The 14,759-nt window shown below is 67.0% G+C and carries 13 protein-coding genes and 2 pseudogenes; 3 read left to right on the forward strand and 12 right to left on the reverse strand.

All coding sequences use genetic code 11. From position 1 onward, the window contains the following. Positions 1 to 129 precede the first annotated feature (129 nt). The 3 genes and pseudogenes from ACZ39I_RS38545 to ACZ39I_RS38555 form a co-directional block, all read left to right on the forward strand. The gene (locus tag ACZ39I_RS38545) at positions 130 to 411 is read left to right on the forward strand and encodes an HPr family phosphocarrier protein (RefSeq protein WP_007385204.1); all 282 of its coding nucleotides are present in this window, start codon (positions 130 to 132) and stop codon (positions 409 to 411) included. A 98-nt stretch (positions 412 to 509) separates the two neighbouring features. Next, a pseudogene (locus tag ACZ39I_RS38550) lies at positions 510 to 948 on the forward strand (transposase); the annotation flags it as partial. A gap of 160 nt (positions 949 to 1,108) precedes the next feature. Further along, positions 1,109 to 1,583, forward strand: a pseudogene (locus ACZ39I_RS38555) (IS5 family transposase); the annotation flags it as partial. Between the two features lie 29 nt (positions 1,584 to 1,612). Here ACZ39I_RS38555 and ACZ39I_RS38560 read toward each other — a convergent pair. The 12 genes from ACZ39I_RS38560 to ACZ39I_RS38615 form a co-directional block, all read right to left on the reverse strand. Next, positions 1,613 to 2,782, reverse strand: coding sequence for a hydroxymethylglutaryl-CoA synthase (locus ACZ39I_RS38560; RefSeq protein WP_467249939.1), 1,170 nt, complete (start codon positions 2,780 to 2,782; stop codon positions 1,613 to 1,615). Positions 2,783 to 2,785: 3 nt separating this feature from the next. Beyond that, entirely contained in the window at positions 2,786 to 3,847 is a 1,062-nt protein-coding gene (locus tag ACZ39I_RS38565) for a hydroxymethylglutaryl-CoA reductase (RefSeq protein ID WP_467249940.1), read from the reverse strand. Next, positions 3,844 to 4,938, reverse strand: a complete 1,095-nt coding sequence (fni, locus tag ACZ39I_RS38570) for a type 2 isopentenyl-diphosphate Delta-isomerase (RefSeq protein WP_467249942.1) — start codon at positions 4,936 to 4,938, stop codon at positions 3,844 to 3,846. The genes ACZ39I_RS38565 and fni overlap by 4 nt, the downstream gene beginning before the upstream one ends. Next, positions 4,935 to 6,023 carry a phosphomevalonate kinase gene (locus ACZ39I_RS38575; protein WP_467249944.1) on the reverse strand — a complete coding sequence of 363 codons (1,089 nt, stop codon included), beginning with the start codon at positions 6,021 to 6,023 and terminating at the stop codon, positions 4,935 to 4,937. The genes fni and ACZ39I_RS38575 overlap by 4 nt, the downstream gene beginning before the upstream one ends. Then, positions 6,020 to 7,069 (reverse strand): diphosphomevalonate decarboxylase, encoded by a 1,050-nt coding sequence (mvaD, locus tag ACZ39I_RS38580; protein WP_467249945.1) that lies wholly within the window; start codon positions 7,067 to 7,069, stop codon positions 6,020 to 6,022. The genes ACZ39I_RS38575 and mvaD overlap by 4 nt, the downstream gene beginning before the upstream one ends. Further along, positions 7,059 to 8,063 (reverse strand): mevalonate kinase, encoded by a 1,005-nt coding sequence (gene mvk / locus ACZ39I_RS38585; protein WP_467249947.1) that lies wholly within the window; start codon positions 8,061 to 8,063, stop codon positions 7,059 to 7,061. Before mvk ends, mvaD begins: the two co-directional genes overlap by 11 nt. Before the next feature lie 78 nt (positions 8,064 to 8,141). Then, a complete protein-coding gene (locus tag ACZ39I_RS38590) occupies positions 8,142 to 9,188 on the reverse strand; it encodes a polyprenyl synthetase family protein (RefSeq protein WP_467249949.1) in 1,047 nt (348 codons plus the stop codon). Between the two features lie 124 nt (positions 9,189 to 9,312). Further along, positions 9,313 to 9,525, reverse strand: a complete 213-nt coding sequence (locus ACZ39I_RS38595) for a ferredoxin (protein WP_467249951.1) — start codon at positions 9,523 to 9,525, stop codon at positions 9,313 to 9,315. Further along, positions 9,518 to 10,945 carry a cytochrome P450 gene (locus tag ACZ39I_RS38600; protein WP_467249953.1) on the reverse strand — a complete coding sequence of 476 codons (1,428 nt, stop codon included), beginning with the start codon at positions 10,943 to 10,945 and terminating at the stop codon, positions 9,518 to 9,520. Before ACZ39I_RS38600 ends, ACZ39I_RS38595 begins: the two co-directional genes overlap by 8 nt. An 82-nt stretch (positions 10,946 to 11,027) precedes the next feature. After that, positions 11,028 to 11,963 (reverse strand): terpentetriene synthase, encoded by a 936-nt coding sequence (gene cyc2 / locus ACZ39I_RS38605; RefSeq protein ID WP_467249955.1) that lies wholly within the window; start codon positions 11,961 to 11,963, stop codon positions 11,028 to 11,030. Then, positions 11,963 to 13,516 carry a hypothetical protein gene (locus tag ACZ39I_RS38610; protein WP_467249957.1) on the reverse strand — a complete coding sequence of 518 codons (1,554 nt, stop codon included), beginning with the start codon at positions 13,514 to 13,516 and terminating at the stop codon, positions 11,963 to 11,965. The genes cyc2 and ACZ39I_RS38610 overlap by 1 nt, the downstream gene beginning before the upstream one ends. Further along, the gene (locus tag ACZ39I_RS38615) at positions 13,485 to 14,735 is read right to left on the reverse strand and encodes a cytochrome P450 (protein ID WP_467249959.1); all 1,251 of its coding nucleotides are present in this window, start codon (positions 14,733 to 14,735) and stop codon (positions 13,485 to 13,487) included. Before ACZ39I_RS38615 ends, ACZ39I_RS38610 begins: the two co-directional genes overlap by 32 nt. Between the last annotated feature and the right edge of the window lie 24 nt (positions 14,736 to 14,759).

Consider the following 14,759-nt stretch of genomic DNA (forward strand, 5'->3'; position numbering starts at 1 on the left):
GCAAGGACGGGAGTCGGGCCGAGGCCGCGGTCCGACCACTCCCCCGGCGGGGCATCAGGTCCTGTCCGGGGACACTTCATGTGCGGGAAACTGGTCTAGACAACTCTGAACACCGAAGGGCAGCATCACATGGCTGAGCGCCGCGTCAACGTCGGCTGGGCCGAGGGCCTCCACGCCCGCCCCGCTTCCATCTTCGTCCGGGCCGCCACGGCCGCAGGTATCCCGGTGACGATCGCCAAGGCCGACGGCAACCCCGTCAACGCGGCCTCCATGCTGGCCGTGCTCGGCCTGGGCGCCCAGGGCGGCGAGGAGATCGTCCTCGCCTCCGACGCCGAGGGCGCGGACGCGGCCCTCGACCGGCTCGCGAAGCTGGTCGCCGAGGGGCTCGAGGAGCTTCCCGAGACCGTCTGAGCTGGGCCCTTCGTTGCGCCTGAACCGGCGCCCTCTCGCGGTCGTGGTTGCGCGTCGAGAAGCTCGCCGAGTCCCTCGGCGTCACCCAACTATCGAAGTCCCAGGTGTCGGCGATGGCCAAACACCTGGGCGAGCAGGTCGCCGCGTTCCGCAATGGGCCCCTCGACGCCGGACCTACACGTTCGTCCGGGTGGCCGCCCTCACCCAGAAGGCCCGCGAGGGCAGCCGCCGCATCATCAACGTCCACGCCGTGACAGCGGTCGGCAGCCAGACACCGACGCGGCGAAGGCCGAGATGCGGCATGTACTGGACGCGTTGGAAGCCAAGTTCCCCAAAAGCCGCAGGCCACTTGGACGCCGCCAAGCACGACCTGCTGGCGTCAACCCTCTTCTCGCGCGAGATCTGGCGGCAGATCTGGTCCAAACAACCCGCACGAACGCCTCAACAAGGAGATCCGCCGCCGCTCCGACGCGGTCGGCATCCTTCCCCAACAGCACCGTCCTGATCCGCCTGGCCGGAGCAGTCCTCGCCGTACAGAAACGAGATCACCGAGTAGCCGTCAATTCACCACTCCTACGGACGTGACGCAATTCCGCTTTGACCATATTGCGCGGGTCTTGCGGCGCTCCGTCGTCATGCGCCTTCAGATCGGCTACCGCTTTTGTGACATGCTACGGCTCCCCTTGGCTTACATCGCGAGGTGATCGGCCGGTCCTGCGGCGGGCTGACCACGAATATCCACCTGGCCTGCGACGCGCAGGGCCGACCACTCGCCTTCACGATCACCACCGGGAAACGTCAACGACTGCACCCAGTCCGAGCAGGTCATGGCCTGCATCAGCATCAGCCGACGCGGACCCCGCCGGCCCAAAACTCGGCCCGAGAGAGTCGTCGCGGACAAGGGCTGTTCGTCCACGAAGATCCGCTCCTACCTGCGCAGGCGGGGCATCGAGGCCACGATCCCGGAACGGATCGACCAGATCAACGGCCGCATCCGGCGCGGCGAAAGCCTGTGCCGACTCGACCGGTCCGCCTACCGACGCCGCAATATCGTCGAGCGCTGCTTCAACAAGCTCAAGCACAACAGAGCCCTCGCCACCCGCTACGAAAAACGCGCCCGCGACTACAGAGCCCTGGTCACCCTCGCCTGTCTACGACTCTGGCTCCCTTGACATTGGGACACGACCTAGCTTTGCTCTGGTCAGCACGCTTGGTAGAGGCGCTTGTGGCCGCTGATACCGGCCAGCCGAAACGGTCCCGTGGTCTGCTGCGGGGTGGCGTACTCGCCGCCGTCGGTGGGGAGGGCCCACTCGTGCAGCTCGCAGTAGCCGGCGTAGTCGATCGGCCGTCGCCGGGATACCGCCTCGATGTTCGCCTCGGTCCGCAGCCGGTCCCGGTATCCCGCGACGACGGTCGCGCCGAAAAACTCGGCGACGCTGCCGGAGCCGTAGCTGAAGAATCCGATGCGCTTGCCGCTCAGGTCGTCGGCCTGGTCGAGGAGCGCGGCGAGGCCCAGGTAGACGGACGCGGTGTAGCTGTTCCCGATCGCCCTGTTGTAGGCGGTGGTCCAGCCTACGGCACGCGTGATCTCGTCCTTGTGGGTGTCGTGGCTGCAGTGGTTCAGCAGGTGCCGGTGGGCCTTGTGAGCCATCTTGGTGAACGGCTGGTGGTAGCAGAACGCGGCGAACTGGTCCAGGGCATGGCCGCCCTGCTCCGAGTAATCCTTCCAGGCTCCCACCACCGCCTGGAGGTAGGCGTCGATGGATTCTTGGCCGTCGACCAGAGCCGTGGTGCGGTAGTTCGGCCGCCAGAAGTCCATGACGTCGACGGTGAACAGGCCCGACGGATCCTCGATACGCACCAGCTCCGGATCGGTGCTGACGAGCATGGCGACCGCGGCGGCGCCCTGCGTCGCCTCACCGGGGCTGTCCAGGTCGTACCTGGAGACGTCACTGGCGATGACGAGAACCTGCTGGGCGGGGTCGCGCTGCACCAGGCCGATGGCGAACTGCAGGCCGGCCGTGGCCCCGTAACAGGCTTGCTTCAGCTCCACGACGCGGGTGGCCGACGGCAGTCCGAGCAGGGAGTGGACGTACACACCGGCCGACTTCGCCTGGTCGATCGACGTTTCGGTCGCGAGCACGACCGTGCGGATCCGGTCGCTGCCGTGCCGGGCGACGATTGGTGCGGCAGCCGTCGCGGCCAGGGTCACGATGTCCTCGTCGGCGGCCGGGATGCTCATCGACTCCTGGCCGATGCCCACGTGGTACTTGCCGATCTCGGTTCCGTTGTGAGCGGCGAGGGTGGTGTGCGGCAGCACGAACTCGCCGGTGGCGAACGACAGATCGTGGATACCTATGGGGAGGGGCATGCTCTAGACACCAGCCTTTGCGGTCTTGTGGTCTCGTTCCAGTTGGACATGCGCACGCATCAGTTCGCCGGGGTTGGTCTGCGCCGCGAGCAGCGACAGCTCCCCGCAGAGCACCGTGGCCGCCGCGATGACGGCGAGCCGGCGGGCGTTCTCGCCGGGCTCGCGGTCCGCACGGCAGCCGAGCCGGTTCAGGTTGGTCTCCACGAAGCCCAGGCCCTTGCCGTTGCCGACCGTGCCGACGATGAGGTTCGGCAGTGTGCAGGCGAAGTACAGGTCGCCATCGCGGTCCTCGGCCGTGACGACGCCCTGGGAGCCCTCGACGATGTTCGCCGCGTCCTGACCGGTTGCCAGATAGAACGCGAGCAGCATGTTCGCGTAGTGGGCGTTCGCCGAACGGATGCCGCCTGCGAGAAGGGTCCCGAGCAGGTTCTTGCGGAGGTTCAGCTCGGCGATCTTCGCGGCGGTGGTGTGCAGGACGTCGGCCACCACGTCACGCGGCACGAGCAGCTCGGTGACGACGTTCTTGCCGCGGCCCAGGATGCCGTTGATGGCGGTGGCCTTCTTGTCCGTGCAGTAGTTCCCGGAGATCGACCCATAGGAGATGCCGGGAACCGTTTCCAGCACGTGTTGGAGGAGCACGTCGGAAGCCAGGGTCGCCATGTTGTGCCCGGAGGCGTCGCCGGTGCTGAACTCGAACCGGATGAACAGCAGGTTTCCAGTGATCTCATGCCGGATGCCGATCAGCTGGGCGAACCGGCTGCAGCCGCGTACCAGATCGCGCAGCTCGTCGATGCGGGCCTCGATGGTCCGTGCCGCGGTGAGCGCGGTGAGCGCGTCGGTCGCCTCGACGAGCACGGAACGGGTCATGCGCTCGTCGACGAGCGTGGCGACGATTCCCTTCTCGGTCCGCCGGGACACCTTCGCGCCGCGGCCGACCGAAGGCCAGAGCGGAGACTCGTACGTGGCCAGCGGTACCTGGGTTTCGGTGGTGGCGACGTTTCCCGAGATGCGGACGGGCCCCACCCACCTCATCGGGACGCAGGCGGTGGCGTGCGCTTCGGTCATCGTGTGCTTCCTGTCATCTCGGAGCGGATGTCGGCGGAGCTGCTGCGCTGGGCGAACCGCCGGATGTCTATGCCTCGGTCCGTGCAGAAGGACCGGAGCTCGCCGTGGATCAGCACATCGCAGCGGGTGAGGTCGGCGGGGGTCCGCGCACCGAGCATGGTCTGCAGCGCGGCGAGCTGGTCCAGCCAGGTGGAGATCTGTGCGATCAGGGCGGGTACGCCCCCGTCGATCAGTGTGCGCAGGAATACGCCCGAGGAGCCCACGGCGCCGGCGCCGAGCGCGAGCGCGCGGGCGACGTCGAGCGGGTTGCGGATCCCACCCGAGGCCAGCAGGGGGAAGCCGACGTCCTGGGCGTCCAGCAGACAGGCCGGGGTGGACTGCCCCCAGCCGTGCAGGAAGGCGTAGTCGCCCAGGGGGCGCCGGCTGTTCTCGATACGGGCGAAGTCGGTGCCGCCGCGGCCGCTGACGTCGGCGACCCGTACTCCCAGATCCGGCAGCGCCAGGAGGGTCTGCCTGCTGAGCCCGTTGCCGACCTCCTTGACGATCACGGGGACGTCGACGGCCGCCGTGATGTTCGCGATCTGAGCCGGCCACGACCCGAACGACCGGTCGCCTTCCGGCATGGGCGTCTCCTGCGCCGTGTTCAGGTGGATCTGCAGGGCGTTCGCCTCGATCAGGTCGATGGCACGGCGGGCATTGTCGACGGACGCGGTCGCGTTGACGTTCGCCATCACGAAACCGTCGGGGTTCTCGGTGCGCAGCACGCGGAAGGTGTCCGCGCAGGAGGGGTCCTTGAAGTAGGCGTGCATGGACCCGGACGCGATGGCGGTGCCTGTCTCCCGGGCGGCGACGGCCAGGTCCCGGTTGATGGCGCCGGTCTTGGTGCTGCCGCCCGTCATCGCGTTGATGTACAGCGGCAGTTGCCAGGTGAGGCCGGCGAACGTCGTGGCCAGGCGGACGTCCGGCCGGTCGATTCCGGCCAGGGCGTGGTGGACGAACGACACGTCGTCGAACTGGTTGCGTCCGCTGTGCGCGCGCTGCTGCTCCGTGGCGAGCCGGACATGGTCGTCCTTGCGCTGGGCGCTGCTCATCCCTCGACTCCTTCCGTGGCGGGAGACACCGGTAGCGGCAGCACCCCGGCCGCGGCCCACTGCCTGTGTAACGGTGAGCGGTCGTGGCGGGCCTCGGCGTCCAGCAGCGCGATGCCGCAGTCGCCGCCCCCGGCCCCCGAGGGCTTGGCGGCGCCTCCGATGCCTTCGGCGATGGCGCAGAGGGCCGTCAGTTCGGGGGTGAAGATGCCGAGGCGGACCTCGTCGTCGAGGCGGACCAGCTCTTGACGGGCCCGCCGGACCTGCCGCAACAGACCCTCGGTATCGCCGTCCTCCAGCGCGATGACCGCGGCGTGCACGAGCTCGCCGGTCGCCCCGACGTATTTCCGGTACGCGGGGCTGCCCCGCCAGGTGCGCCGCTGCAGGTCTGTCACGAGGGACGTGGTGGACACGGGATTGCCGGTCCAGCCGACCTCAAGGCAAAGGTTCCGGGGCGGCGACAGCCGTCGTACGCAGAAGCCCGGCCACGGCGCCCGGAGTGCCTCTTCGACTCCCTGACGGCGGGTCAAGTCGAGTACGACGTCCCGGTCGGGCGCCCGGTAGGCGATCCAGCCGCCCCAGGTGCTGGTGGCGATGTCTCCGCCGGATCCCTTCGGGTCGATACGGGCGGAGGCGATCAGAGCCGTCCGGAAGTGTTCTTCGGCGGTGAGTTCCAGTCCGCAATGGGCTGCGACGGCACTGACCGTCGCCACGGTCACCGCGCCGCTGGAGCCCAGTCCGAACTTCCGGCCGCCCTCGTGCAGCGTGCTGCTGATCGACACCGCCATCGGCGGGACGGACCGGCCGCGTTCGGCCAGGAGGCGGGCCACGGTCTCGACCGCCGCCACCACATGAGGTGTGCCCGTACCGCCTGTCAGCCGCCCGTCCTGCCACGGGTGGTGCACCGGGCCGACTCCGATGTCGGAGGAGACGACGACACCGGGTGCGTCGCCGTCGGACACGGTGACGGTGATGTACCGGTCAACTGCCACCAGGATCGCCTGGTTGCCCGGTTCCACCACCGCGTATTCACCCGCGACGAAAAGCTTGCCCGGAGCGCGCCGGGTCACCGTGCGCGGGCCGGTCACCGGCATTCCTCCGCCGCCACCAGACGGGCACCCCGCCCCGGACCGGCGATGTGCACCGCTCCGGCCGGCGCGGCGGCGCGCAGGGCTTCCGAGACCCGCTCGGCGTCCGAACGTGGGCAGAGCACCTTCACGTTGGGACCGGCATCCATCGTCGCGTAGGCCGGCACGCCATCCCGCCGCAACTGAAGAACGCCGTCGAGGACGGCGAGCGAGGCCGGTGACAGGTAGCGCACGGCGGGGCGTGCGGCCAGCATGGTGGCGTGCATGCCGAGGGCGTTGCGCTCCGCGATCTCGCCCACCGCCGGCAGGTCGCCGCGGGCGAGCGCGGCTCGCATATCCGCCAGGTCGGCCCGGCTGGACACCGCCCACGGCTCGTACAGCGGTGAGGTGTCCATGGTCCTCCGCATGGCCTCCCGGCTGGACACCGCTTTGGGGGCGGAGCTGACCACCGCGACCACCAGCGCCGGTTCCAGGTCGACGGTCGGCACCGGTTCGGCGAACGAGCTGAGATCGGCCTCCTCGGGAGTGCCGTCGGCGTGGCCGGCGTGCCACACGGCGAACCCGTCAAAGATCGACCGGGAGGCCGACCCGGAGCCGCGTCGGGCCAGCCGGGACAGGCCCCGTGCGTCGAGACCGAGCCCGTACGCCGCGGCGGCGGCGACGGCGAGGGCAGCGAAACCGCTGGCCGAAGAGGCCAGGCCGGCCCCGGTGGGGACGGTGTTCTCCGTGTCGACGTGGGCCCGTTCGGTGCGCCCCGACCGCTCCCGCACCAGCCGGAGGAATGCGCTGATGCGCCGCTCGGCCTCTCCCGTCGCGGGCTCGCCGTTGAAGGTCACCGTGTCCTGCCCGGCGCCGGGTGCGAGCTGGACACGGGTGGTCGTCGGGAAGATGTCCAGAGTCATCGACAGGCTGTCGGTACGGGGCAGGAACAGGTGCTCATCCTTCTTGCCCCAGTACTTGATCAGCGCGATGTTCGGCTGGGCAACGGCTGTCGCGATGTCCGTCCGCTGCGCGGACAGCAGGGCGGAGGGCTGTTCAGCGCTCATGAGTGGACCTCCTCAGCTGCACGGCCCACGTCTGTACGGCACCGGCAGCGTGCAGCTGCTGGGCCACTTCCCCGGCCCGCTCCGGGCGGGACACCGCGAGAACACAACCGCCCAGACCACCACCGGTGATCTTGGCGCCCAGGCTGCCGGCCTGCAGCGCGGCATCCACCAGAGCATCGATCCGGTCGGTGCTCAGACCCGCCCCGCGCAACAGGTCGTGATACTCGGTCAGGCACGATCCGAATTCTTCGGGTGCGCCCTCGGCGAGGGATGCCTTGGCATCGTCGACGAGTTGCGCGGCACGACGCATGAACCGTTCCTCCTTCCCGGTCCCGGCCCGGAATCCGGCGCGAAGCAGCTCGACCGCCTCCTTGGTGCTCCCTGCGGTTCCGCTGTCCGCGACGACGAACAGTGCGTCGCAGCCGATGTCCAGCGCCTGTGCCTTGCCCGCCTGGAAAAAGAGCGGGGCGATGGCCCCGACGGTCATGGCATCGACGCCGCTGGCCCGGCCGTGTGTCAGGTTCTCGGCCGCCTGCACCAGGTCGAACACCTCGCCTTCGGTCGCCTTCCGGCCGATAAGGTCGGCCAAGGCGAGGATGATCGCTCGTGCATTCGCGGCGCTGGAGCCGAGCCCGCGGCCGGGCGGAATCGCCCCGTCGAGGCTGACGTCGAGGTGCGTTCCGCCAGTCACTCCCATGTGCGCCTTGAACGCGGCTGTCAGACGTCGCAGACTGTCCAAGGCCTGTGCCGTGACCGCGCGGGAAGCCGACCCGGTCATGGTGAAGGTCGGATCGCCCGGGCTTTCGGCGCATTGGCTGGACCATCCTGCTCTTGCCGTGACCGCAAGTTGGGGAATGGGCATCGCGAGCGCGGGTGTTCCGTACACGACTGCGTGTTCTCCCAGCAGAATGGCCTTGGCATGAGCGCGACCGGTACCGACGGTACTAGCCCGGTGGGCCTTCGAGCCGTCCTCCACCGAGGTCGGAAGAGTCAACGCACTCAGCTCCCCATGTCGTTGCCGCGGTGAGACTCCATCGTCAGGAATTCAGGAATGTGCGGGGCGGAACGTTCTTCAGTGGTTCCTGAAAGCGACATAGTCGGCCATCGCCAGCAGCGGCTGGCACTGCTCCTCGGTCAGGCCCAAAGCCTCCAGCTGATCCGCCGCGCCCGTCCGGTGACGGTCGATCTCGGCTTTCGTCCACGCGCGTCCGCCAGCCGACTCGATCAGCTCGGCGGCGCGGTCGGCCATGTCGTCCGTCAGCGGCTCTGCGCCGCGGTAGATCGCGGCCAGCTCCTCGGCGGCTGCGCCGGAGCCGTTCATCGCCGCGGCCACCGGGATGCTCTTCTTCCTGTTCCGCAGATCGGAACCCGCCGGCTTTCCGGTGGCCGCGGGGTCGCCCCAGATGCCCAGGACGTCATCCACCAGCTGGAACGCCATCCCCAGATGCCATCCGAACTTGGCCAGGCGCTTACGAGCCTCGGCCCCGCCCCCGGCGAGTCCCGCACCCAGCTCGCAGGCGCAACTCAGCAGCGCAGCGGTCTTCGCCTCGGAGACGGCCAGCGCCTCCTCCAGCGAGATGGTCGTGCGGTGCTCGAACGCCACATCCGCCATCTGCCCTTCGGCGAGCGTCGCGATCGTCTCGGTGAGCAGCTTCGTGGCCCAGATCCGGTGCTCGGAGTCGCCCTCCAGGACCGCGCAGCCACGCGCGAGAAGAACGTCGCCAGCCAGAATCGCGGCCGGGACACCCAACGTGGCCCAGACAGTGGGGCGTCCTCTGCGCTCGAGATCACCGTCCATGACGTCGTCGTGGAGCAGGGAGAAGTTGTGCACTAACTCGACCGCGACGGCGCCACGGACCGCCCGCTGGACATCCCCCCCGCAGGCCTCCGCCGCGAGAACGGCCAGGGCCGCGCGAACCATCTTGCCGCTGCCCTGGTCCGTCGGCTGCCCCGCCAGGTCCAGCCAGCCGAAGTGGTAGCCGACGATCGGGCGTATTCGGTTGCCGAGCGTGTTAATGGTGGCGCGCAGTGCAGGTCTGGCGATTCCGGCTGCCCGTAAGGTGTGGTTGCGGCCCGCATCGACTGCGCTCTCCAGTGTTTCGGCGGTATCGGTGTACAAGAAGTGCCCCTTGCCATGGGATGGACAGGACGACGCGGCGAAGATCCGCCGACGTAACGGTCGGATCCGATCCGGCCGGCCCGGCGTCGAACCCGGGCCGGCCGGACTTCAGATCCAGGTCGTGCTAGTCCGGGCGATGCCAGGACAACGCCCCGGAGGGGCACTTCTCGACCGCTTCCTGCACTTCTTCGTTTGTGGCGAGATCGGCCGTCGGGGCGTCCGGCAGCAGTTCCACGTACCCCTCGATGTCCTGCCCGAAGTAGTCGGCGGCAGAGATCAGGCACTGTCCGGAGCCCACACACATGTCGCGGTCCACCCGCAACTCGAGGTCACTCATCGTGCGCCCCGCTCTCCGTCCGCTTGGTGAACAGGAACTCCAGGTCCTTCGGGGAGAGCGTGATCGTGGCGTTCATCTTCGGCGCTGAGTGGTCGTTGAGCGCGAAGTCCCACTGGTGGATCATCATAGCCAGGCAGTAGGTCGCCTCCAGCACCGCCACGCTTTCACCGAGGCAGCGGTACGCGCCGAACCCGAACGGCATGAACGCGGGCGCAGTGACCTCGGCACCGTCCTTGTCCAGCCAGCGGTCAGGGTCGAACTCGTCGCCGTGCGGGAAGTTCCGCTCGTCCCGCTGCTGTCCGTAGTGCGAGTACAGAATCGCGGCATCCTTCGGTATGGCATAGCCACCCAGCGTCGTGTCCACCGACGCCTGCCGCGAGAGGAGATACGAGGACGGGTACATGCGCAGCGCCTCGAACAGCACCCGCTTGAGCGCCGGCAAATCGTGCCGACCGATCTCTATGTCCGTCCAGTCACGATCCTTGACGAGCGAGTCGATCTCCGCCCGGCATTCGGCGAAGATCCTTGGGTGCCGGGCCAGTTCATAGCAGGCCCAGCTGATGGTGTTCGCCGTCGTCTCCGTCGACGCCAGCAGGATCGTTGCAGCCTGGTCACGGACCTCGGTCCGGTCGAACTTCTCGCCGGTTTCCGGGTCGGTGGCGTTGATCAGCATGTCCAGGAGACCGGCTTCCTCGCCGGCTCCGTTACGGACCTTGTCGTCGATGACCGAGTACATGTACTCGTTGAAGGCGCTGAGCAACCTTTCGAAGTCCCGGTTCGACTTCGTCGGCAGGTGCTTGTAGATGCCGGTCACGTCGACGGCCTGGATCGCAGCGTTCTCGACGAAGACCGGGACGGCCTCGCGTACGAGTCGCAGGACCTCCGGCGGGGTCTTCTCGCCGAGCATGGTCGAGGTCACGATGTCGCAGCCGACTCCCATGACCGGCCCCATCAGGTCATAGGGCTGCCCTTCAGGCACCGACGCGACGAATTCGGACATGATCTTCCGCATCACGGGGAGATGCATAGCCAGCCGGCGCTGGCTGAACGACGGGAGCATGATCCGTCGTTGCCGCCGGTGCAGGTCACCGGAGGTCGTGACCACACCGTTTCCGACCATGTTCCGCATCTTCTTGAAATGAATGCCGCGCACAAACTTGTCCGCGTCACTCACCAGGATCTGTGCGAGCAGGTCGTAGTCGTTGACAAAGTACGCGGTCTTCGGGCCCAGCTTGACACGCGTCACCGGGCCTGCGTTGCGCACTGTTTCGATGAACTCGAAACGGGACCGCAGGATCATCGGCAGATGCCCGAGCACCGGAACGCCACCCGGGGCCAGGCCGGGATGCCTGCCCGGAGTCGTTGCGGTTCTGGGGGTGGTGACGGCGCCGGTGGTGCTGGGAGAGGTAGCAGTGCTCATCGCTAGGAGGTTTCCCTTCATGTACACCCGAGGGTGAGGAGAGACGGCCTTCTTTGGGGGGGTCGATGGCGCAATTTGCTGCTCAGCGGTAGCGGTCTGTCTCCGTCGGCCAGGTCGCCGCTGCGTAAATCAGCGGTCGATGGCATGCGAGGTAGTCGAGCAACTCCTGTGCATGGCTGCCAAGATGGCCGCTGCGCTTGATGGATTCCTCGATGCAGTCCAGGTCGGTGATCGCCTGCACGCAGTCCTCGCGAACGTGGGCCAGCGCGGTGCTCTCGTCGTAGCCAGCGTGGTCCATCAGGATCCGCACCGCATTCGACTTGTCGACCGCCTTCTTCTCCCGGCCCCACGAGTAGTAGTCGTTCGACAAACAGCCGAACCGCACCACAACATCGTCGATCGCTCGCCGGATGGGGTGGTCACGCAGCGCTGCGAAACTGCGGCCGCCGTTGATCCACTTATCGAGAACGACCTGGACGTCCATCGTGCAGTAGCCGCGGCGGAAGCTCAGATACGTCGCCAAGGACGTCTTCTTAGTGTATTCGTTCCATACCCCTTCCCACTTCATTGCTGTGATGGCGCGCTTGATTTCGTGGCCGATCTCGTCTGCGGCTTCCGCGCCGAGCGCTGAGTCGAGCCGGAACATCGTTGTCCGTACCAACTCGAAGAAGGGGTCCGGCAGACGGGGCCCGGCAGTTCGCCAGGTGTCCACGACCTCGGTGACTCCGTCGAACCACTCGCCTGGAGTCAGCCGCCCGCCGCCCTCCTGGACGTAGTCCCACCGGTCGTCGTTGACGATGAGACAGGCTGTCCACAGCGAAGCCGCCAGCAAGGTTTCGGCATCCGTATCGGGATAGACCAGCGCCGCGGCTCCCACGATCCTCGCGTGCCCGGAAATCACGGCGCGGTCGGATTCCTGGAGCTCGAGCGCAGCAATGATGGAGCTGTAGGCCGATTCGGCTTCCGCCGAATTCGGATTCCGCCGGCCTTCGTACTGGAACTCGATCGCGTCGGGCATCAGTACCTGCTCACGACGGCACGACCGCACATCACCGTCACTTCGACGATCCGGGAAGGTGCGTACAGGTCCTTGCCCATCCACAGCGGAGGATTCTCCCTGGACTCGTCCTTGAGAAAGTCCTTGGCCCTGGATATCGCTGCCGCACACTCCTCGGCACCCTTGCTGCCATGGCTCGCGAACAGGTCGAGCGCCATCACCGCATAGGCGGTTTCTTCGGGTGACGGCTCCGCCATTCCCCAGCCGCCCGAATCCGTCTGATGTCGAAGCAGCCATTCCCTCGCGCGACGCAGCGAATCCAGCTGCGGCTCATCCTGCTTCCGGGCATCGAGCAGGGCTTCCACGCATGCCGCCGTGGAGTAGTACGGCGAGACATTCCATTTATCATACCAGCAGCCGTCCTCGGTCTGCTGGTAGATAACCCACTCGGCGCATGCATCCTCGATGGCACCGTATTCCGTGATGCCATGGCGTATCCTGATATGATTGAGATATTCGAGGGCGTGTGCGTTCACGGTCTCCGAGGATGTCTGCTCCGTCGGATACGAAACGAAGTGGTCCTCGGCCCAGAATTTCATCAGGATTTCCGGGTGAGTGGGGGCGCCGAGCTTGTCGCCGGCGAGGTTGGCATAAGCCGTGTCATCTCCGTCAGGCGGCAGACCCGGCCCGCCACCGATACCCGAATCGCTGAACCCGGCCGCAATCTCTTCGATGAGTTCCCTGGGGATCGGCACATCCGGGAAGTATTTGAGCACCAGATTGAGTACCCAGAGCGCCTCGAAGTACGGCATGGAACTTCCCATCGGGATCGCTCCGCCGTAGCGTCTCTGTGCTTCATCGAGATAGGCAAGAGTCGATGCCCCGGCGTCCGTCCCCACAGCCGACATCCAGGCCGCTGTGGATGACGGAGAACACGCCACCGCACCGTCAGCGGCAGGCGTTACCGTCGCCGCGAACTGTTTCGCCAGCGGGTGGAACGCCTCGAGTGTGTGCCATGCCGTCTTCGGGATGGCCTGCCCTCGGGCGATCCGGTCGGCCAACTGTCGCCACAGCTCAGGCTTCGCGCCCGGCGGACTGGGAAACTCCTGCTCGTGCCCGGCCTTGCCACCTGCAGCCGGGCGGTGGCGCTGCAGCACATCACTCAGCAAATCGATCAGGCTGGGCACGATGATCTCGGATGCCACGGTGTCGGGCAGCGGCGGCAGCCCGCCCTCACCGAGTGCCAGCTCCCAGAGCTTTTCACAGGCCCGCGCCACAGCGTCCGTCACTCCGGCCCGGTCGGCGTATTCCGGTCGGGAGGACAGACCCGCCACCGCGCCCAGCGTCGGTACGAGTTCGAACCCGACCGACCCCCACAGGCCGTCCGGTCGCTGCGTCGCGAGCAAGTAGTCGATCTGCGGTGTGCCCACGTCCGCACGCTCGGATATCCGCAGAAACTGTCCGGTCTCGTACGGCGAAGGGCTGAACTTTGTTACCTGGTCGGCAGCGCGGTCCTTTAACAGGGCCGCTATCCGATCGGCGTCACTCATCGGCGACGCCACTTCCGTCGACACCCCGCAGATTGACGGGAAGCGTCTTCAAGCGCCGACTGATGAGCAGCACCGGCTGCCAGTCAGGAGTTTCATATCCGGGGCTGAGGTCAGGGAAGCGGTCCAATAGAATCCTGAAGAATTCATCCGCCTCCATCCGTGCAAGCGCCGCGCCAAGGCAGTAGAACATGCCGGTAGCGAAAGCGAGATGGTCGTTCGGACGCCGGGTGGCATCGAATCGATCCGGGTCCTCGAATACCCTCGGATCGCGGTTTGCCGCCATCAGCGCCAGGAGGAACTGCTGCCCTGCTTCGAATTGATGACCAGCCACCTCGACAGGCTCGGTGCTGGACCGTGTGATCACCGAAGCCGGACCGGCGAGTCGGAGCATCTCCTCTACCGCACCCGGCATCAGGTCAGGATCGGACTTCAGCAGCTCCAGCTGATCAGGGTGATCGAAGAGCTGGACCAGGCCACTGGTGATCAGTCCGCCGGTGGTCTCGTGCCCGGAGAAGAGCAACATCACGCAGTTGGAGAGGATCTCCGCCTCGCTCACGAGGCCCTCGCGTTCGGCGGCGACGAACCTGCTGATCAGATCGTCCTTGGGCTCCGCCCGGCGCTCCTTGACGACCTCCAGGACGAAGTCCTGCATCGCCAGCAGGCTCCGCTGGCACTCCATGAGCCGGTCATAGCTGACGATTTCGGCGATCGCCCCGATGTCGGCCGACCAGGCGAGCAGTTGCGCCCTGTTATCCATGGGCACGCCGAGCATCTCAGCGATGACGCACGCGGGCAGCGGGTACGCGACGTCGGAGACGATGTCCATCCGGCCAGTCGGCTCCACCACATCCAGCAGTTCATGCGACAGCTGACGCACCCGCGGCCGCATCCGGTCGATCATGGCCGGGGTGAAGAAGCGTTTCAGCAGGCCGATGAACCGCTGATGATCTGCGGGAACGGTGTGCCCCATCCACTTCCCGACGGCGGTGCTCAGCGGCCTCAATTCCTCTTGCTGTTCGGGGCTGAGCAACCGGATGCCCTGGGTCAGGTTCGCCGGAGCCATGCGGTGGTCTTTCAGCACTCGGACGATATCGGCATGCCGAGTGAGAAGTGCCGCGTCGATAACCGGAACCCAGGCAATCGGGGTTTTCTCGCGTAACTCGCGGAGCCCTGGAATGGGGTCTCTACTCTTGCCGGACGAGATCAGTTCGTACTTGGGAAACCTAGTCTCTAAGCCAGTCATCTAGCGCATCTCTCCAGTCACTAA

This window comes from Streptomyces sp. NPDC024687 (assembly GCF_055559055.1).